18 protein-coding genes and 1 riboswitch are annotated in these 20,396 nt (G+C 39.6%); of the genes, 10 read left to right on the forward strand and 8 right to left on the reverse strand.

The annotated features are described in order from the left end of the window. The first annotated feature begins 8 nt into the window (after nt 1–8). Entirely contained in the window at nt 9–527 is a 519-nt protein-coding gene (locus AC4HCY_RS08050) for a nitroreductase family protein (RefSeq protein ID WP_323433690.1), read from the forward strand. Between the two features lie 59 nt (nt 528–586). On the opposite strand, the gene AC4HCY_RS08055 is transcribed toward AC4HCY_RS08050, so the two are convergent. From AC4HCY_RS08055 to AC4HCY_RS08090, 8 genes are all read right to left on the reverse strand, one after another. Beyond that, the gene (locus AC4HCY_RS08055) at nt 587–1,339 is read right to left on the reverse strand and encodes an ABC transporter ATP-binding protein (RefSeq protein WP_323433697.1); all 753 of its coding nucleotides are present in this window, start codon (nt 1,337–1,339) and stop codon (nt 587–589) included. Then, complete coding sequence (locus AC4HCY_RS08060; protein WP_491095811.1) at nt 1,308–2,315, reverse strand: ABC transporter substrate-binding protein; 1,008 nt, start codon at nt 2,313–2,315, stop codon at nt 1,308–1,310. The genes AC4HCY_RS08055 and AC4HCY_RS08060 overlap by 32 nt, the downstream gene beginning before the upstream one ends. A gap of 38 nt (nt 2,316–2,353) precedes the next feature. Continuing rightward, the gene (locus tag AC4HCY_RS08065) at nt 2,354–3,106 is read right to left on the reverse strand and encodes an ABC transporter permease (protein ID WP_323433692.1); all 753 of its coding nucleotides are present in this window, start codon (nt 3,104–3,106) and stop codon (nt 2,354–2,356) included. Next, nucleotides 3,081–3,368 (reverse strand): thiamine-binding protein, encoded by a 288-nt coding sequence (locus AC4HCY_RS08070; RefSeq protein ID WP_491095812.1) that lies wholly within the window; start codon nt 3,366–3,368, stop codon nt 3,081–3,083. Before AC4HCY_RS08070 ends, AC4HCY_RS08065 begins: the two co-directional genes overlap by 26 nt. After that, nucleotides 3,349–4,119: a TatD family hydrolase gene (locus AC4HCY_RS08075; RefSeq protein ID WP_323433694.1), complete on the reverse strand. Its 771-nt coding sequence runs from the start codon at nt 4,117–4,119 to the stop codon at nt 3,349–3,351. The genes AC4HCY_RS08070 and AC4HCY_RS08075 overlap by 20 nt, the downstream gene beginning before the upstream one ends. Before the next feature lie 54 nt (nt 4,120–4,173). Then, a riboswitch (TPP riboswitch) is annotated at nt 4,174–4,275 on the reverse strand. A 178-nt stretch (nt 4,276–4,453) separates the two neighbouring features. Further along, complete coding sequence (locus tag AC4HCY_RS08080) at nt 4,454–5,851, reverse strand: oxaloacetate decarboxylase subunit alpha (RefSeq protein WP_491094380.1); 1,398 nt, start codon at nt 5,849–5,851, stop codon at nt 4,454–4,456. 132 nt (nt 5,852–5,983) lie between these two features. Further along, a complete protein-coding gene (gene citC, locus AC4HCY_RS08085; protein ID WP_491095813.1) occupies nt 5,984–6,991 on the reverse strand; it encodes a [citrate (pro-3S)-lyase] ligase in 1,008 nt (335 codons plus the stop codon). 25 nt (nt 6,992–7,016) lie between these two features. Then, complete coding sequence (locus AC4HCY_RS08090) at nt 7,017–8,075, reverse strand: AbrB family transcriptional regulator (RefSeq protein ID WP_323430880.1); 1,059 nt, start codon at nt 8,073–8,075, stop codon at nt 7,017–7,019. 154 nt (nt 8,076–8,229) lie between these two features. On the opposite strand from AC4HCY_RS08090, the gene AC4HCY_RS08095 reads away from it, so the two are divergent. The 9 genes from AC4HCY_RS08095 (at nt 8,230) to citE (ending at nt 20,392) form a co-directional block, all read left to right on the forward strand. Further along, nucleotides 8,230–9,555: a transposase gene (locus AC4HCY_RS08095; RefSeq protein WP_491094266.1), complete on the forward strand. Its 1,326-nt coding sequence runs from the start codon at nt 8,230–8,232 to the stop codon at nt 9,553–9,555. Between the two features lie 373 nt (nt 9,556–9,928). Next, the gene (locus tag AC4HCY_RS08100) at nt 9,929–10,855 is read left to right on the forward strand and encodes a LysR family transcriptional regulator (protein ID WP_323430881.1); all 927 of its coding nucleotides are present in this window, start codon (nt 9,929–9,931) and stop codon (nt 10,853–10,855) included. Nucleotides 10,856–11,032: 177 nt separating this feature from the next. Then, nucleotides 11,033–12,388, forward strand: coding sequence for an MmgE/PrpD family protein (locus AC4HCY_RS08105; protein ID WP_323430882.1), 1,356 nt, complete (start codon nt 11,033–11,035; stop codon nt 12,386–12,388). A 10-nt stretch (nt 12,389–12,398) separates the two neighbouring features. Beyond that, complete coding sequence (locus AC4HCY_RS08110; RefSeq protein WP_491095814.1) at nt 12,399–13,541, forward strand: 2-methylaconitate cis-trans isomerase PrpF family protein; 1,143 nt, start codon at nt 12,399–12,401, stop codon at nt 13,539–13,541. Nucleotides 13,542–13,572: 31 nt separating this feature from the next. After that, on the forward strand, nt 13,573–14,703 hold the full coding sequence (locus AC4HCY_RS08115) for a 2-methylaconitate cis-trans isomerase PrpF family protein (RefSeq protein ID WP_491095815.1): 1,131 nt from the start codon (nt 13,573–13,575) through the stop codon (nt 14,701–14,703). An 82-nt stretch (nt 14,704–14,785) separates the two neighbouring features. Further along, nucleotides 14,786–17,086, forward strand: coding sequence for a hydratase (locus AC4HCY_RS08120; protein ID WP_491095816.1), 2,301 nt, complete (start codon nt 14,786–14,788; stop codon nt 17,084–17,086). Between the two features lie 60 nt (nt 17,087–17,146). Then, on the forward strand, nt 17,147–19,087 hold the full coding sequence (locus AC4HCY_RS08125) for an aconitate hydratase (RefSeq protein WP_323430955.1): 1,941 nt from the start codon (nt 17,147–17,149) through the stop codon (nt 19,085–19,087). 119 nt (nt 19,088–19,206) lie between these two features. Next, nucleotides 19,207–19,494 (forward strand): citrate lyase acyl carrier protein, encoded by a 288-nt coding sequence (gene citD / locus AC4HCY_RS08130; RefSeq protein WP_323430886.1) that lies wholly within the window; start codon nt 19,207–19,209, stop codon nt 19,492–19,494. A 1-nt stretch (nt 19,495) separates the two neighbouring features. Then, nucleotides 19,496–20,392 carry a citrate (pro-3S)-lyase subunit beta gene (gene citE / locus AC4HCY_RS08135; RefSeq protein ID WP_491095817.1) on the forward strand — a complete coding sequence of 299 codons (897 nt, stop codon included), beginning with the start codon at nt 19,496–19,498 and terminating at the stop codon, nt 20,390–20,392. The last annotated feature ends 4 nt before the right edge of the window (nt 20,393–20,396 follow it).

Raw genomic sequence — 20,396 nt, forward strand, 5'->3', positions numbered from 1 at the left:
CATATCATATGTTGGATTTGCTTAAAACAAGGAGAAGTATAAGAAAATACCAGAAGAGAAAGGTCGAAAAAGAAAAGCTTGAGGCCATATTGAAGGGCGCGCTGATGTCACCTTCGTCCAACGGCAGGAAATCATGGGAATTTATTGCCGTAGAGGATGGGGAAAAGCTTGAGAAACTGTCAAAATGCAGGGATAGAGGTTCTCAGCTTTTGGCGGAAGCTCCTCTGGCAATCGTTGCAGCCATTGACGGAGAGCCATATGACGTATGGATTGAGGATGCTTCCATAGCAGCCGTTATCATGCAGCTCACTGCTCATTCATTGGGACTTGGAACTTGCTGGGTACAGGTGAGAGGAAGACAATACGATGAGGACACAACTTCTGAGTCCTACATAAAGGATATATTGGGTATGCCCGAAAGCGCCAAGGTGGAATGCATGATTGCGATCGGATATCCGGATGAAGAGAAAGCACCCCATGATGAAAATGCTTTGCTGTATAACAAAGTGCATAAAGAAAAATTCTAATAATCATAGGAATAGCATCCATGTATAGCCACGTATAGTATATACATGGATGCTATTGCTTATCCCAGCAAACCCAGTATTTCCTGCTTCAATAAAAGCGATTGGGGAGATAAAAGCCTTTTTAATTTATCTTCCTTGCAGAAATCCACAGATATTTCTTTTTTTATTGTAGAAGGCTTTTGTGACAATACATATATTTTGTCCGAAAGGAATATAGCCTCATCTATGTCATGGGTTATCAGGAGTATGGTATTATTCAGCTTATTTTTCATTTCCAGCAGCCATTTTTGCATATTTCCTTTTGTAATGGAGTCCAAAGATGCAAATGGCTCATCTAAAAGCATGATATCTTCAGAGGCCATGAAGGTTCTCAAAAAGCTTGCCCTTTGTCTCATGCCCCCTGAGAGCTGAGAAGGATAGTTATTCTCATATCCTTCCAAGCCTACAACCGGGAGGTATTTTTTTACCTTAGCCTCCCATGTGCTTTTGCCGACCCCTTTTAATATCAGAGGCAGAGCTACATTGTCCATTATAGTCTTCCAGGGCAGCAGCAGATCCTTTTGCTGCATATATCCTATGGTTCCCCTGATGGTTATTTTACCCTCATCCTCACGGACAAGCCCTGTGATGATATTGAATATGGTGGTTTTGCCGCAGCCGCTGGGCCCTAACAGAGATACGAGCTCACCTGTATTTACTTTTATGGAAATGTCTCTGAGAACCTCTATCTCGCCAAAGCTTTTTTTTATGCTTTTAGCCGAGATAAGCGAAAGATCCTCATTATTCGGGTAGGAATTCATTGGTATATGCATCTTCAACGTTTAGCTCCTTTTCTATCAACCCGTTTTGGAACAAGAATTCTGCATAATTCCTCCAGATCTCTTCCTTCATCACACCCCATTTCGGAGCGCCCTTGGTATATTCACCAGCTAAAAATTTTTGACTTTCAATCACTAATTCTTCTTCCAATTCCGGAGCATATTTCAATAATATCTTGCCGCTTTCTTCAGGCTTCTCTATAGCATATCTATAGCCCTTCTCCGTGGCTTTTAAAAACCTTCTCACCTTATCCGGGTTTTCCTTTATGGTTTTGGTATTTGTGATCAAAATAGGAGTATAGTAATTCAATGCCGGGTCTAAATCCTTGACGGGGATATAGTTGAGCTCAACCCCTCTTACTTTCGCTTCCATACCCGTCCAGGCTTCAAATATCCATACAAAATCTATTTCCTTTTGGGTAGCGGCAAAAAAATCATCATTGCCCAGAGTTATATTTTTTACCTTCGAATAATCCGCATTGTTTTTCATCATCACCGCTTTTAAGACCGCTTCCTCGGAAGGGGAGCCCCAGCCTCCATAGGCCTTTCCCTCAAAGTCTTTGACAGTCTCTATATTTTTGCTTTTAGGTGAAGCAAAGCCGGAGGTATTATTCTGGATGATGGCCGCAATGGCTTTGACCGGCAGGGGATCCTTGCTTGTCAGGGCATAGGTCACATCCTCCTGATATGTTACGGCAAAGTCGCCTTGCCCTACGGCTACTAAAGTCGTAGAGGTGCCTTCCGTAGGCTGGATTATTTCTACCTTCAGGCCTTCTTCCTCATAATATCCGTTTTCTAATGCCGCATAAAGGCCGGTGTGATTTGTATTAGGAGTCCAGTCCAGGATCACCTTTATAGGCTCCGGCTTTTCCTTTGTATTCTCAGCGGTGTTTTGTGTTGAACAGCCTGAAACCAAAGATATGCTGAATATTAAAATCACTATCAATGCTAAAATTCGTATTTTTTTCATTTCTTTATATTCCTCCTATCATGTTTTTACGTTTTATTCTATTTCCAATGAATAAGCTTCCTGCCTATGAAGCCGATGATGTAAATTGTGATGATGCTCAAAAGCACTATCACTAAAATAGAGGCAAATACTTTGTCTAAGGCATATGCATTCTTTGCCCTTACCATATAGACCCCGATGCCCTTGTCACCGCCCAGCCATTCTCCCACGACTGCAGACATTATCATATAGGTGGCCGCAATTTTTAAGCCGGAAAACAGGTTTATCAATGCATAAGGCAGCTTGAGGTGGAAAAAGGTCTGGAGCTTTGTGGCTTTCATAGCTTCAAACAATCTGAGGAAGTCCCTGTCTATTTTCTCTAAGCCGTCTACCAGGCTTATCACTATGGGAAACAGGCAGACCATGATCACTACAACAATTTTCGGTAATGTCCCGAAGCCGAACCATATTATGAAAAGCGGTGCAATGGCTATTGTCGGTATGGTCTGGGATATCACCAATATAGGGTATAAGGCCTTTTTTATTACTTCAAAGCTGTCCATGATAATAGCCAGTATAAAGGATAATGCTATGGAAAACCCAAATCCCACGAAGGATTCGTATAGGGTGATCTTTGTATGGGAAAGTATGAGGCTGCGATCCCTTACCAAAGCAGCCATAATATCTGCAGGAGAAGGCAGTATATAATTCGGCACATCATAAAAGTCCACTATTATTTGCCATAGCAGAGTCATTATTATCATGCTTGCTACTGGATACAACCTGTTATCTATATTTGTGGATTTTTTCATCCATGGTTACTCCTTCTGCTTTATAGTCAATCTTTATTTGAGATAAAACCCTGCTGCATCCTTCCTTTACACAAATCTCTTGAGCTTTTTTCACGATTTCCAATAGATGATCCAAATCCCCTTCCATGGTGGTTTCCATAGGCTCCACCTCGTATTTAATCCCTGTGGAAGCTATATACGCTATGACTTTGTCCACCACCGGATATATCCTTTCTTCCGGAACGCAGGGAATTATTTGAAGACTAAGATTGATATTTTTCACAAGAACACCTACTTTCAATTTTTAACAGGCTATTAAAATTATCAGAAATAGCCGTTTTTGCCTCTTCTATTGGCAGTTTTTTTATCTTTGATATTTCTTCTAAAACAGCTATTACATAGTTGGGATAACCATAATCTCCATTGACCCATTGAAGAGCCGTGGGACCGTCAGTTTCTGTCAGAATCCTATTCATAGGCAGGTACTCAACAATTCTCCTTGCAGTCTCAGAATAGCCTATGTCTACACTTATAGTAAAATAGCAGCCATAGTCCAGAAGCTCTTTGAGCACATGAAAAGGTCCGCTATACCAATGTATTAGGGGAGTCCTCAAGCTATACTTTTTTATCAGGCTCAATATTTCTTCTTCCGCTCCTTTGGTATGCAAATTGGTAATTTTATCATAGGTTTTTGCCTTCTGAAAAAAATATTTAAGGACTTTTACCTGATGAGGATATTTTTCTTTTTCCGGTACCCAGTGGAAATCTAAGCCGATCTCGCCTATCATGGAAGTTTCTTCGATATATCTTTCATAGAGATCCAGATCCCTATGATTTTCATGGGCTGTCCAGGGATGAATCCCGAAGCAGGGCACTATCAAGGGGGTCTGGAGGGCAATTTCTTTGGCATAAAGATAGCTTTTTTCATCCTGAGAGCAGGCAAGGGTTAATATCTCATCTTTCTTTATTATGTTCAAAGCCTGCTCTATTTTTTCTCCATAGAAGTCTATATGGTTGTGAGCATCGACATACATGATTACCTCCAAATAAAAAAGCACTGTATTGCAACAGTGCTTAAGGCGTCCATCCATATATTTTAATGGCTTTCCTCCGTCGGTTTTACCCGCATCAGGTTCAAAGGGTTAAAGTATAGAACTTCTCTCAGCCGTATGGCACCCCCAGCACTATGTATTAAATTTCAACTATGATTATAGCACTGATAAAAGGTATTGACAAGTATCATATGAATATATACCATGGCAAAAGAATGAAGCATGAATACATGAAGTAGTCAAAATTTGCAATGGAGAAAATATAAAGATATTTCTTCATGACAAATGCTAAGCCCCTGCAGGCAGGGGCTTATTGTTATACGGGATGAGTCATATCTTGTTTGTTGACAAGGGTTTCGTCGATCCTGTATTTCTCAGCTTTTCTTAGGCTGAAGAATTTTAATGCAACTTGAGGGAATAGAGCATATGTTAGGACATCTTCTTCCTGCTCATAAAATTCTTTGATTTCTTCTTTATAATTCTCCAATTGAGGAGGCAGCAAGTCAGCCGGCCTCACCGTGATTACTTCCTCATCGCCTATGATTTTATTTTTGATTTCTTCGGAGATCGGAACTACAGGCTTGCCATACTGGCCTTTTACATAAGCCTTTATCTCTGACGGTATCATCTTATATCTTTCTCCAAGAACCACATTAAATACAGCTTGGGTTCCTACCATTTGGCTGGTAGGTGTTACTAGCGGAGGATATCCCAAATCTTCTCTTACACGAGGCAATTCAACCAATACATCTTCAAATTTATTGCTTGCGTTTTGAGATGCGAGCTGGGACAGCAAATTGCTCATCATGCCACCTGGTATCTGATAAGACAGCACTCTTGTATCTACATTGAATACATTAGGATTTAAGATCCCATCAGCTATATATTTTTCTTTGATCGTCTTAAAATATTCTGCTATTTCACTCAGCTTTCCAAGGTCTAATCCTGTATCAAATTCTGTGTTTTTCAATGCCGCCACTATAGGCTCGGTAGCAGGCTGAGAGGTTCCTAAACCAAAGGGTGAGATAGCAGTATCAATTATATCTGCGCCCGCCTCTATAGCCTTCATATATGCCATAGAAGCCATACCGCTTGTATAATGGCTATGCAGCTGGATAGGAATATCTATATGCCGTTTGAGCTCCTTGACCAAATCATAGGAAACATATGGAGTCAGTATGCCTGACATATCTTTAATGCACAGTGAATCCGCTCCCATATCCTGAATTTTTCTTGCAAGTGAAATATACAAATCAATGTTATGCACCGGACTTATTGTATAAACCACAGTACCTTGCGCATGTCCACCATATTTTTTGGTTGTCTCAATAGCCTTTTCAATATTCCGCAAATCATTCAATGCGTCAAATACTCTTATGATATCTATTCCGTTTCCTAGAGATCGCTTTATAAACTCAACTAAAACATCATCAGGATAGTTTTTGTATCCTAAAATGTTTTGGCCTCTTAAAAGCATTTGAAGTTTGGTATTGCTTAATTTAGCTTTTATTTTCCTCAATCTTTCCCAGGGGTCTTCATTCAAAAACCTCAGACAAGCATCAAAAGTTGCGCCTCCCCACATCTCCAGAGAATGGTAACCTACATTATCCATTACTTCTAAAATAGGCAGCATTTCATCAGTTCTCATTCTTGTAGCAATCAGCGATTGATGTCCATCCCTTAATACAGTTTCAGTAATTTTTATTTTTGCCATTAATAATATTTCCCCCTATACGTATATACTTATCAATATTATTAGTTAAATGGTAAAACTTTTCAAGTTAATTATTAAACATGTTATAACGCTGCAAAAGGTATTGAAAGGCATCATATAAATATATATGAATTATCCCTTCCTTATTTTGCTTAAAACCGGCTTTGCAGCCTCGCTAATGAGATAATTAAAAGTGATTTCCGGTACCAACTCTTTTACCGCCTCCAAATTACCCTGTGCCAATAACTGTCGAACTCGGGATGCACTGATTGCAGCACCTGATTTCTCTATTCTAGCCAGTTCCACTAACTCTATTCCTGCAGGAATAAGGCGTTTTTTCATTGTTTCATTATATATTTCGGTGACAGGGGAATAAGGTTCCGTACCTACATAACGTCTTGTAATACCAAGCGCCGGTGCAATATGCTTTAAGAATATTTCCACATCAACAGCACAATGGGCATGGGCGAGTTCCGTATCCTTTGTAAAATAAGACGGAAAGGTTAAAGAGGAAACCACATATCTTCCGCCAGGTATTACGGTAACATTTGGCAAATAAGATGTTCCTTCACGGATGAGTTTGTAACGCACATCGAAGGGGAATACAGAAAGGTTTTCCTGTACAACCATAACATATACCTTAGAGTTCTCTGAAGCTGCAGTTTCAATTAAATAGCGGTGGCCGAGGGTAAAGGGATTGCAATTCATAACTATTGCTGAAGCACTTCCGTTGATATCTCCTGCTTGAGCTTTGAGGATATTGCAGTATTCAGCAATTCCCGGTTTGCCCCATTCCATTAAGGCGGCATAGGGCTTTGCAATTGCAACTGTATTAAAGCCCATAGGTAAAAACATGCCTACTTTATCGGGGTTAGTAAAAAGGTGAAGATTTGTTATTCCTTTATTAAAAGCATAATTCACCAGATGTGTGATAACAATAGCTGATAAGTCATTTCTCTGGTAATATGGAGATATTGCCACCATCTGTATCATATCTTCATAAAGAGAACCGGTTGCTACAAGTTCGTCATCATAAAATATACCCATAGTATAATCAACGCTGTAATTTATGGACAGACCACAGCTTTTAATCAATGTTTCTACTTGGTTTATATTTGGCAAAGAACGTTCCTCAAGCAATTTACTCCCTCCAAAAAAATATTATCTATGCGATAAATGTAACAATAAAGTAGATAATCTGAGGAAATAATGACACAACAACTATCATGCGTATAATCTGCAGAACCATAAGGTCTGTGCTTTGCACCCCCAAATCTGAGGATATCAGTGCCATATCTGATGCGCCGGCCGGTGTTGCTACAAGCATAGCTTCTTTCAGTGACATTCCGAAATGCTTGCTTAGTATTTTACCCAGAATACAGCAAGCAGCAAAGTAACCCAAAACTACAAGAATTGCAGGGAGGATCAGATATCTCATTTCCAGTACGTCTTTAAAGCCTATGCTGCAACCAATATAAGATCCTGACAGGGCTTGTGCAAGCCTTTTTGCCCAAAAAGGCATATAGGCTTTATTGAAAAGTAATTTTAGACATATTACTCCAATCATAGAAAAGAGCAATATCCCTGCGGGAATTTTCAGCAACTTCCCAATAATTCCTCCTGCTGCAGCTACTGTTATAGTTTGTATAAATACAATTGCAGTCGGATTATTAGATTTTGCGGGCCTCAAAGGGGAAACATGCTTGTCCTGCTCATCAGTATTATTTTTTAAGCCGTTACGATGACCGATTATTGTTATTAAGGTAGGAAATAGTCCTATTCCTGCTACCATGCGGGTAAACTGCAGCAGGGCAACCTTTGGAGCATCTGCGCCCATATCTGCGCTTATGATTGGGATATCGCTCATACCTCCGGGTATGCAGCTCATCAAAGAGGTTAACAGGTCCAAAGGGCTGACCAAATAAATCAAAAATCCCAGAGTGATATTTAATGTAAGCATTCCGAGAAGGAGGACGAATGAAGGCTTTACAAGATTCCTTAATCGTTCTATGTCACTTTTTTCTATAGAGCAACCGATGAATGCGCCTGCCAAAATTTGAGCTGCATACTTGGCATAGGACGGCATGTATGAAATGCCAAAAGAAATATTTAAAGCTGCCACGCCAAGTATTGCTCCTACCATCATGCCTCCAGGAACCTTTAGCTTCATGAAAACATAGCCAAAGGCAAGTCCAACTAGCAGGGTCAGAAATAAATTTGACATTTATTATATACACCTCTTTATGACTTAAAAGTCGGTGTTCAGCAAAGCTGAACCCATTGATTTTACTTGATTTATAGTAACTGGAAACAAGTAACTTCACCTCACATGCTCCAAACCTGCTAAAATAGGGGTTTAGGAAGGGGGATGAGGTCATTTGTTACCACCAAATCAAAGCCATTTAGCTTATAGATTAAATCTCTATCAGAACGTTAAACAAACTGATAGTATTGCAAAAATTCTTTCACATATTGATCTTTCTTGTGTCTATGACCTTTGTAAACGTTTTTACTCCAGCAATCCATGGGGACGTATCGCAAATTATCTTCCTCAAGATGCTTTAAGGTCACTATTAGTGATGTATCTTGCAGGTTTTACATCCATTAACAAATGGGTCAAAGAACTAAAAGATACACCCCGGTATGCTTACCTATCCGGATTTACCCCTGAGAAAACGCCCTCAAAAGCCTATTTCTCTTGGTTTATGTCTAACCTGTTTGGAGAGGATTTTGACATAAATGATATCATGACTCAGGGTACGTTGCTTAAGAAGATATTTGAACTTGTATTCGTCAATAAATCCATTGCGCTTGGTATTATTGATCCCCATGATAAAGTGATTTTTGATGGTTGCAAGGTCAAGACTTTCTGTAAGCAGAAGTATGTTCCGGAAAAGTACTGTAGGTGCTCCAGCAATAGCATTAAGCCTTTTAAATGTTCTATGTGTAAAGACCCAGAAGCCACCAAAGGATATGACCATAACCTTGACCGATATTTAATAGGCTATGGACTACATTTTGCAGCAACCCCTATAGTTGATAATCAATCCAAATGTTTACCGCTTACTTTTTTTGTTGCAGGAGCCGATGTCCATGATTCCAAAGTAGCTTCACATCTTTTAATGTACCTTTATCACGATATGAAAGTGGATTTTAACCATGTCATCCTGGATTCAGGCTATGATGCATACTACATTTACTGGTGGATCTCTTTGCTGGGTGGTAAGCCGATTATCGCGATCAACCCAAGAAACTCGCAAACTCCTACACAAGAGAATAAATACGGGTTACCTGTTTGTTCTGCCGGTCATGTTTACTATTACTGGGGAATTGATAGAAAGAAGCGTAGATACAAGTGGCGATGCCCTTTGAAAGCATCAAAGAAATTAGCTAAGAAGCTTAAGTGTGATAAACCTTGTTGTGATTCCAACTATGGCAAGACAGTCTATACTCACATTGAAGATGACATCCGCTGGTTTACACAAGTCCCTAGAGGCTCGCAACTCTGGAAAGACCTATACTCAAGAAGAGCACGCATCGAATCTGTAATCGGCGATACGGTCCTCAATAACGGATTAAAGTCCCCTTTATTCCGGGGTACAAAAAACTTCTTCGTGAGGACTGCCTTGGTATGCATGACCCAACATGCAAAAGCCATAGCTGAAGTCCTTGAGAGTATAGATTACCAGAAAAATGCCGCTTAATCCATAGGAAATTTAATCCTTTACTCCTATGTTTAGCTAAGCTCTGCCATTTTACAATGGTAAACTCTTCCTATCAACTGCACCTTTTTTAATTTTCAATGATCAGTCCTTTTGTTATTGCTTTACTGTTAATTACTGTTACTTTTTGGTGTCCGCAACCAATTTATTTCACTTTACTGAACACCTACACTTAAAACGATAGCCGTTAAACTATGTTGCTGATATAAACCTCTGGTGTTGACTTAAACCGTAATAAATCTTAAACTAATAGTAGAAGATTGAAAAAATCTGAAATCATGCAATAATATTACACTATTTTGATAAATGTTTCAATTACATATCAGAGCATAAATAAGTGTGAGGGAGATTTGCTATGACAATAAGAGAACTGGTTTATATAAAAACAGTAGCAGAAATGGGGAATATATCTAAAGCAGCAGAAAAGCTTTTTATTGCCCAACCCTCTTTAAGCCGATGTATTCAGAAAATAGAAAGAGATTTGGGTGTTGAGTTGTTTAAGCGGACTCAAGAAGGTTTAAAGCTTACTACAGCAGGCGAATACTACATGGAAAGTGCTAATAGCATTCTTCGAATTTGTAAGGATTTGGACACTAAATTTTCCTATCTCAATGACATGAAGGTTGGAAAACTGACTATAGGGACAACTACTTATTTGGGCTCTTTTGCACTTCCAAAAATTTTGTCAGCTTTTTCTGCCTTATATCCTGATATTGAGATTTCAATTGTGGAAGGCGTATCTTTGGATATTGAGAATGAAATAATTAAAGGCTCAGTAGACTTGGCGATACTTCATACTCCATTGGTTACAAATGCTATTGACTATAAGGTAATTACAAAAGAGCGCTTTCTCCTTGCAGTGCCTCCGGATGACCCAATTAATAAGAAAAGCTATGTAAAAGATCAAAGCGGTTATCGATATATGGATATAGGTCTTACAAGCAATAAAAAATATATTCTTACACATCCTGAGCAGCGTACAAGGCAGGTAGCAAATGCCGTACTTTCAAAGGCAAACATTAAACCCAAAATCAAATACATAACAAAAAGCATACACACTGCTACACGCCTTGTAAGTGAAAATTTAGGATTTACTCTTGTTCCTCATAGCTATTGCTCCGTTTTCAGTCAGGATTATTTACCAAAATACTATTTCATTGAAGATGAATTCGATCCATATTGGGAGTTAGTAGTATGCTATTCAAAAGATATTCCGCTTTCTAAGGCAGCTGTTGAGCTTATCAGAATATGTAATGAAATAATACCCGGTTTATACAAATAACATATACATATACATAGAAAAAACCATGTTGCAAAAACATGGTTTTTTCTTTTGAATAGCATATAGAAAAAAGCTATATGGGATATAGAAATATAGGCATTGGTATATATTGTTTGACGATTATATAATTAAAGCAGTGAAAAGTAAGAAAATTTGTAATATTGGAGGGAGTTAAACATGAGCGAATTGAGAAAGCTGGCAAAGTTTATTAATCATCTGGACCTGGATAATATACCCAAAACGGTACCGGGGGCTGCTAAGCTTTGTATACTCGACTCTATAGGAGCTGCTCTGGGAGCAGCTAATAATGAACTCATAAAAAATATTGCAAACACTTATTATTATATTGGGGGAGAAAGTCAGGCTGTGACCTGCTGGGGGCAAAACAGAAAGGCAGGTCTGCTTACCGGAATTTTCCTTAATGCAATGATGGGTCATTTACTGGAATTGGATGATGTACATACAAATTCAAAAACACATATAGGAACTGTAGTAGTGCCTGCTGCTTGGACCCTTGCTGAATACTTGGGATGCAGTGGGAAAGAGCTTCTGGAAGCAGTCATCTGCGGTTATGAAACCATGTCAAGAATAGGCATGGGATTTGGTGTTTCCAGTCATCGCAACAAAGGATGGCATGTTACTGCTACAGCAGGAACCTTTGGAGCTGCAGCAGCTGCTGCAAAGCTTCTTAAGCTGGATGAGGAAAAAACCATTTCTGCTTTAGGAATGGCAGGGACACAATCCTTTGGTTTATGGGCATTTTTGGCTGATGGTGCAAATTGCAAAATCCTGCATCCTGCAAGAGCCGCAGTGAGCGGTACAGAAGCTGCATTGCTGGCAAAGTCAGGTCTGACAGGACCTGAGCATATACTGGATGCAAAAGATGGAGGATTGTTTCCCGCGACTTCTGAAGAATACGATTTAAGCATGGTTTCTAAAGATTTGGGTAAAAAGTATGAACTCATGTATATGGATAATAAGCCTTATCCATGCTGTAGAAGCACCCATTGTGCTATTGATGCCGCCTTAGCAATAAAAAAAGAGTACGAGGTTGACAAGGACAATATTGAAAGCATAGAAGTTGCTACATATTTAGTGGGTTATAAGCAGTGCGGTGTTAGCGAAGGCAGTATAAATCCTAAGGAGCCCATTGATGCAAAATTTTCATCTCCATTTACTGTTGCCTGTGCTTTTATATTTGGAGAGGTGACACTAAATGAGTTTAAGCAGGATAACATTGGTAAACCTGAGGTAAAGGATTTACTGAGCAGAGTAAAAGTAGTGCCTGAGGATAAATATACCGGCCAATACCCTGGACACTGGGGTTGTGGGCTAAGAGTCAAATGCAAAGATGGAAGAGTATTGATAAAAGAGGTAATTGATGCATCAGGAAGTGTAAATAATCCCCTTACCAATGAGCAAGTAAAATCTAAGGCAATAGCCCTGATTCGGGATTTATACCCCGAAGACGCATGCCGCATTACAGATGAAATTTTAGCAATTGACAAAGCTGAAAAAATACCTTCCCTATAAGAGGTGTAAGATGTTTAAAGAAGTACAATGCATTCAATTCAGAGGTGGCACAAGCAAAGGATTGTTCTTTCTGGAATCAGATCTTCCGGAAGACAAGAGCTTATGGCCGCATATGCTTTTGTCTCTCATGGGAAGTCCGGACAATCAGCAGGTAGATGGCTTAGGTGGTACCATTGCAACAGCAAGCAAGGCAGCTATTGTTTCTAAGTCAGATATGGACAGCCATGATGTGGACTATTTATTCGCTCAGGTCTCTGTGGATAAACCTATTGTTTCCTTTAAAGGCAACTGCGGAAACATTTGCTCAGCAGTTGGACCCTATGCCATTGAATCCGGATTGGTAAAGGCGACAGATCCCTTAACACTCGTAAGGATACATAATGTAAACACCGATAAAATAATTCATGCCTATGTCCCTACTAAGGACAACAAAGTACTATACGAAGGAGATTTTGAAATTGCAGGCGTTCCCGGTTATTCTGCCTGCATAAAGATGGCTTTTAAAAATCCTTCAGGTTCTGTAACCGGTCGGCTTTTACCCACTGGTAATGCAGTTGATATTATTGATATTCCTGACTATGGTTCAATAGAAGTCTCTTATGTGGATTCTTCAAACCCTTTTGCTTTTATAAGAGCTGCAGATATTGGAATGAGGGGCGATGAACTGCCGAATGAAATAGATAGGAATCCAAAACTGATGTCTTTGCTTGAAAAAATAAGAGGAGTTGCAGCAGTTAATTTAGGCTTCATTGCTGATTATAAGGATTCCAGTGAAAAATCTCCTACTGTTCCAAAGCTGGCGATGGCTTCAGCTCCAAAATCCTATGTGACGGCGAATGGGAAAAAGATTGATACTGAAAGCTATGATATCCTGTGCAGGATGATGTCTATGCAGAAAGCTCATAAAAATTATGCATTAACAGGTGCCATGTGTACTGCATCTGCTGCAATAATTGAGGGAACCATTGTCAATCAACTTGTAAGGAAGAGTTTTGATGCCGAGAAGCTTTTAATAGGGCATCCGGGCGGCATTATGCCGGCAGGTGTAGAATATGAAATCGGCCAGGACGGAAACGTAAATATAAACTGGTCTATAGGATATAGGACAGCACGCATGCTTATGCGAGGAGCAGCTTTTTATAGAACCGTTTAGCTGTAGTAGTATCCTGAAAGGGGGAGGACGGGTGAAAATTCCATGTGTCTATATGAGAGGCGGCACAAGCAAAGGTGTCATATTTCAGAGAAAAGATTTGCCTGTGAATAAAGAACTATGGGACAATATTTTTTTAAAAGTTATGGGGGGACCTGATCCAAAACAGATTGACGGATTGGGCGGTACTGTTTCCTCAAACAATAAAATTCTCGTTGTTTCTCCCAGCGAGAAGGCTGATGTGGATGTAGAATATCTTGTTGCTCAGGTAGTAGTAGGCAAGCCCATAGTTGATTATTCTGCAAACTGCGGCAACATGACTTCTGCGGTGGGACCTTTTGCAATATCCAAGGGACTGGTACAGGCCCAGGATCCTGTTACCAGGGTGCGAATGTTGAATCTTAATACTAACACGGTAATCGAAGAGTTTGTTCCTGCGAGGAACGGGATTGTAGAAGAAAATGGAGACTGTGTTATAGCAGGCATCGATGGTACAGGAGCAGAGCTTAAAGTTAACTTTCTAAACCCTGCAGGAGCCAAAACAGGCAAGCTGTTTCCCACAGGAAATGTGACGGATGAGATTCATGTAGAAGGCTTGGGATATATATCAGTATCAATAATAGACATATCTAATGTTTTCGTCTTTGTTGACAGCACTGATATAGGCATAAAGGGTGATGAACTGCCTGCGAAGCTCAATAGTAATAAAAATTTTTTGGATACTGTAGAGTGCATCAGAGGTAAGGCTGCTGAAAAGATTGGTCTCGTGGATAAATGGCAGGATGCTGCAGCAAGCACACCGGGCTCGCCAAAGCTTGTCATAATAGGACCTCCTATGGATTATACGGATATCGGAGGTAAAACTGTAAAAAAAGAAGATATGGACATATGCATCCGGGTGGTGTCTGTCGGAGCGGTACACAAAGCTTCTCCGTTGACAGGTGCAATTGCCATTGGCGGGGCTGTATTTATAAAGGATTCTATAATGAAGAACTATCTTCAAGGTAAAGATTTAGTGGGTATTGTAAGAATAGGACACCCAAGCGGGGTTATGAATGTATTTGTGGATTATGAGATTCTCAACGATGAAATTCATTTCAATGGTATTGCTGCTCAAAGGACAGCTAGGAAGATAATGGAAGGATATGTTTATATAACAGATTAACTAAAGTATTAATCATGGTTTACCGTGTATTAGATAAAAACCCTAAAAATGTAATATTAAAATTTGAAAGGAAGATGCGTTAATGATTAAGTTATATGATACCGGTGTGTATCTCGTACATGGAAAAGAAATTATAATTGATGACAAAAATGCTGCAGCAGCAATTAAAAGCAAAACCGGTAAGGATGTAACTAAAGAGCAGGCAAGAAAAGGAACAATAACCTATTCTATAATTGAAAGCCATAACAGTTCCCGTGATGAAGACAATTTAAAAATTAAGTTTGATGTGCTTACTGCTCATGATATCACTTATGTCGGCATTATTCAGACAGCAAGAGCAAGCGGCATGGAAGAATTTCCTGTTCCGCTTGTTATGACCAATTGTCATAATAGTCTATGTGCAGTAGGCGGAACAATTAACGAGGACGATCATGTGTTTGCTCTTTCAGCTGCCCAAAAATATGGAGGCATCTACGTTCCTGCCAATTTAGCTGTTATCCACTCATATAACAGAGAAATGATGAGCAAATGCGGCAGGATGATACTTGGTTCTGATAGCCACACAAGATATGGGGCTTTGGGGACAATAGCGGTAGGCGAAGGCGGCGGCGAACTGGCAAAGCAGTTGGTAGGCAGAACCTATGACCTTAGCAGACCTGGTGTAATAGGTATATATTTAACGGGAAAGCCGCAAAAGGGCGTTGGGCCTCAGGATGTTGCGCTTACCATTATAGGAAATGTGTATAAAAATGGCTATGTAAAGAACAAGGTGATGGAATTTATAGGCGATGGAATTGCCAATTTGGATGTTGACTACAGAAATGGAATTGATGTAATGACTACAGAGACTACATGTTGGTCATCTATCTGGTGTACAGATGATAAGGTCAAAGAATATTATGAAATCCATGGAAGGGTAGGGGATTATGCAAAGCTTGAACCCGAGGACATAGCATACTATGATGGCCTTGTTTATATAGACCTGTCATCTATAAAGCCGACAATTGCGATGCCGTTCCATCCCAGCAATATATATACTATAGAAGAGCTTAAAGCAAATGCCCTTGATATTATGTATCAAGTCCAGACTGAAGGAATCAAACAATTTGATAATCCTGATATAAAGCTTGATCTTATGAGCAAAGTTATTGATGGTGAAATATATGTAGAACAGGGTATAGTAGCAGGTTGTTCAGGAGGCACCTATGACAATATAGTTGATGCAGCAGATATAATGAATAACAAATCTATAGGCAATGGCAATTTCAAAATGAGTGTTTATCCGGGAAGTCAGCCTATTTATATGGAGCTTGTTAAGAATGGTTGTGTCGAAAAGCTCATGGGTGCAGGAGTAATTGTGAGATCAGCATTCTGCGGCCCTTGCTTTGGTGCCGGTGACACGCCTGCCAATCAGGAATTCTCTATTCGTCATGCTACCAGGAATTTTCCCAATCGTGAAGGCTCTAAACCAACGGAAGGTCAGATATCCTATGTTGCGCTTATGGACGCCCGTTCTATTGCAGCTACTGCAATAAATGGCGGAAAGCTTACGGCTGCGGCTGAAATAGAGACAGATTATACAAAGCCGAAATACTATTTCAATAAAAGCATTTATGACAAACGTGTTTACAATGGAGTGGGAAAAGCGAATCCAAATGAAGAACTTAAGTTTGGTCCAAATATTAAAGATTGGCCAGCAATACCTAGCTTGACACAAGATTTGCTTCTTAAAGTTGTTTCATATATTACTGATCCTGTTACAACTACCGATGAGCTCATACCTTCAGGTGAAACCTCCTCCTTCCGGTCCAATCCACTGAGGCTTGCAGAGTTTACCCTCGGCAGAAAGGATCCGGCTTATGTGGGAAAGGCTAAAGAAATACAAAAATACGAACTGGCAAGAAAAATGGGCAAGGATCCAAGTGAGATATCAGATGAGATAAAAAGAGTTTACGATAAAATACGAAAAATAAAGGGTTTTGAGAATATTGTTCCTAAAAATGTAGGAATAGGCAGCACAATATTCGCCAATAAGCCCGGTGATGGCTCAGCCAGAGAACAGGCTGCTTCCTGCCAGAGAGTCTTGGGTGCATGGGCAAATATAGCTAAGGAATACGCTACAAAACGTTATCGATCCAACCTAATAAATTGGGGCATGGTTCCGTTAATCATCAATGGAGAACCGGTATTCACAAAGGATCAATATGTATTTATACCTGATTTGAGAGATTCAATCCTTAAAGGGAAGAAGGAAATCAAAGCTTATGCAATAGGTGATGATAGAATTATTGAGTTTAATGTTTCTGTGGGAGATATGACTGATGATGAAAAGAAAATAATTGCAGCAGGTTGTCTCATTAATTACTATAAAACAAAAAATTAGTCTGTTTCGATGGCAAGCAGCTTTGAGGGGAAAAGCTGCTTGCCAAGAAAGGATAAGAGTATGAAAAAAAACATTGCGAGAAAAATTATTGAAAGTCATTATATTTCCGGCAGCATGATTGGGGGTGAAGAGGTCGCCATAAGGATTGACCAGACTCTTACCCATGATGTTACAGGTACACAAGCCTATCTCGCCTTTGAAACCTTAGGAATTCCAAAGGTAAAAACGGAAAAATCCGTAAGTTATATTGATCATAATCTCTTATATATAGATAATAAAAATCCTGATGATCATTTGTATTTGCAGTCCATTGCAAAAAAATATGGGATATACCTTTCGAGAGCAGGCAATGGTATATGCCATACTGTCCATTTTGAAAGGTTTGGCATACCAGGAAAGACTCTTCTTGGATCAGACAGCCATACTCCTACAGGCGGGGCGATAGGTATGTTGTCTATAGGTGCGGGAGGCTTAGATGTTGCTATGGCTATGGCAGGAGAGCCCATATATATAAAGATGCCATATGTAGTAAACGTAAATTTAACAGGCAGATTAAAGGGAGGGGTATCTCCAAAAGATGTAATTTTGGAGATGCTGAGGAGACTTACTGTAAAAGGTGGTCTAGGTAAAGCATTTGAATATACCGGTGAAGGGTTGAAGCATCTTAGTGTTTTTGACAGATCCACCATTGCCAATATGGGTGCAGAATTAGGCGCTACTACATCAGTATTTCCCAGTGATGAGGAAGTTCATAAGTTTTTTATAAAACAAAAAAGAGAAGAGGATTGGATGGAGCTGTATCCGGATGAAAATGCTCTATATGATGAAACAATAGAGATTGATTTAAGTTCATTGGAACCATTAGCAGCTCAGCCTGACATGCCGGACAAGGTAGTAAAGGCTTCGGAGCTAAATAATATTAAGGTAAACCAAGTTTTTATCGGAAGCTGCACCAATGCTTCATATAAAGACTTTGCTAAAGCTGCAAAAATAATGGAAAACAAAGTTGTGCATGATGATGTAAGTTTTTGTATTGCTCCGGGGAGCCGTCAAGTGTTCGGCATGTTATTGAGGGATGGAATTATTTCCAAGCTGGTTGCTTCGGGAGCAAGAGTGCTGGAGTGCGGTTGTGGGCCATGTGTAGGCATTGGACAAGCACCAAATACAGGAGGAATCTCTCTTAGAACCTCCAATAGGAACTTCAAGGGTAGAGGCGGCACTTTGGATGCATATATTTACCTTGCAAGTCCAGAAGTTGCAGCTGCTACAGCCTTGAAAGGATATATAACAGATCCAAGAACAATCATTGAGTCAAGCCTTCTTGAAGGTATTGAAGATCCAAAAGAGTACATTATCGAAGATAATATGATTATTAAGCCACAAGAGGTTGTTGATAATATTGAAATAATCAGAGGACCTAATATCAAGCCGATGCCTATCAATGAACCAATGGATGAGATGCTTGCAGCAAAAGTAGTGGCAAAGAGAGGAGATAATATAACTACTGATGACATAATTCCCGCTAATGCACAATTTTCCGCATTACGTTCCAATATACCTGCAATCAGTGAGATAACCTTTGGGCGTATGGATCCTGGCTTTCATTTACGTGCAAAGGAATATGGAAAAAGTATTATTATAGGCGGCGAAAATTATGGACAAGGATCAAGCAGAGAGCATGCAGCTATTGCACCAATGTACTTGGGAGTTAAAGCTGTCATAGTTAAGTCCATGGCAAGGATTCACAAAAGCAATCTGGTAAACCACGGTGTGTTGCCGCTGCTTTTTGTAAACAGCAATGATTATGACAATATTGATGAAGGTGATGAGCTGCTTATAGAGGATGTAAAGAATCAGATTGCAGGCAAAGATATCAGTGTTATAAACAAAACTAAAGGCATTTCTTTCAGAACCATAGCAGATCTTACAGACAGAGAAGCAGAACTCGTTATAGCAGGAGGGCAGCTAAGATTAGTTCTGAATAAAAACAAATATGCATAAGAGCTATAGTTTTTAAGCATTGGTCATTTTTTAATTAGTTATTTATACTTATTATAATGAATAAATTTTCAGTCTATTTATATAAAAACATAGCAAGCTGATTGAAAGGTCGTGGCTACATGGAAATAAAAAAGGCTGCTTCGGCTGGTACATTAGAATCAAGTGACATTTTGGTGTCATTAGAAAAGGGCGAAAATGGCATAGAAATCCACCTTAGCAGTACTGTTGACAAACTGTTTGGACAACAGATAAGAGAAATTATTTCAAAAACCCTAACAGATTTGGGGGTACAGAATATAAAGGTAATTGCAATGGATAGAGGTGCATTGGATTGCACCATTAAAGCAAGAGTCTTAGCTGCCTATTACAGGGCAACCGAGTCTACAGACTATAAGTGGGGTGAGTAATATGGCATATCAGAAGACAAGGCTCAGAAGAACCATGATGTTTGTTCCGGGGAATAACCCGGGCATGATGACAGATGCACATCTTTACGGTGCAGATTCTTTGATGTTTGATCTGGAGGACTCTGTAAAACTAACAGAAAAAGATTCTGCCAGATTCCTGGTTTATAATGCTCTTACTACAATAGATTATGGCCAAGTCGAGAAAGTAGTTCGTGTTAACCCGTTAAATACTGAATTCGGCAAAGCTGATATTGAGGCTATGGTAAAAGCAGGAGTTAATATAATCAGGCTGCCAAAATCTGAAACACCGCAGGATGTTATTGAAGTAGATAACTATATAACCGAATGTGAAAAGAAATATGGCATAGAGGTAGGAAGCACGGGCATGATGGCTGCTATTGAGAGCGCATTGGGCATAATAAATGCATATGCTATTGCAACGGCAAGCAAACGCCTTATTGGAATTGCTCTTGGTGCTGAAGATTATGTAGCAGATTTAAAAACATCAAGAACTATTTCCGGAGTAGAGCTCTTTGCTGCAAGATCCCAGCTTCTCATAGCATCGAGAGCTGCAGGAATTGCAGCTATTGACACAGTATTTTCAGATGTAAATAATGAGGAGGATTTTCGTAAAGAAGTTCAATTAATCAAGGATTTAGGTTTTGATGGAAAATCCGTACTCAACCCAAGACAAATTGGACCTGTTATTGAGATATTTACTCCGACGCAAAAAGAAATAGAGTATGCAGAAAGAGTAATTGCAGCTCTTAAGGAAGCAGAATCAAAAGGCCTCGGAGTAGTAAGCTTAAATGGCAAAATGATTGACAAGCCTGTAGTAATAAGGGCTGAACGTACACTGGAGCTTGCAGAAGCAGCTGGCATTTACAGAAGAGCGTGAGGGG

This window comes from Lutispora sp. QWL-02, from assembly GCF_058315355.1.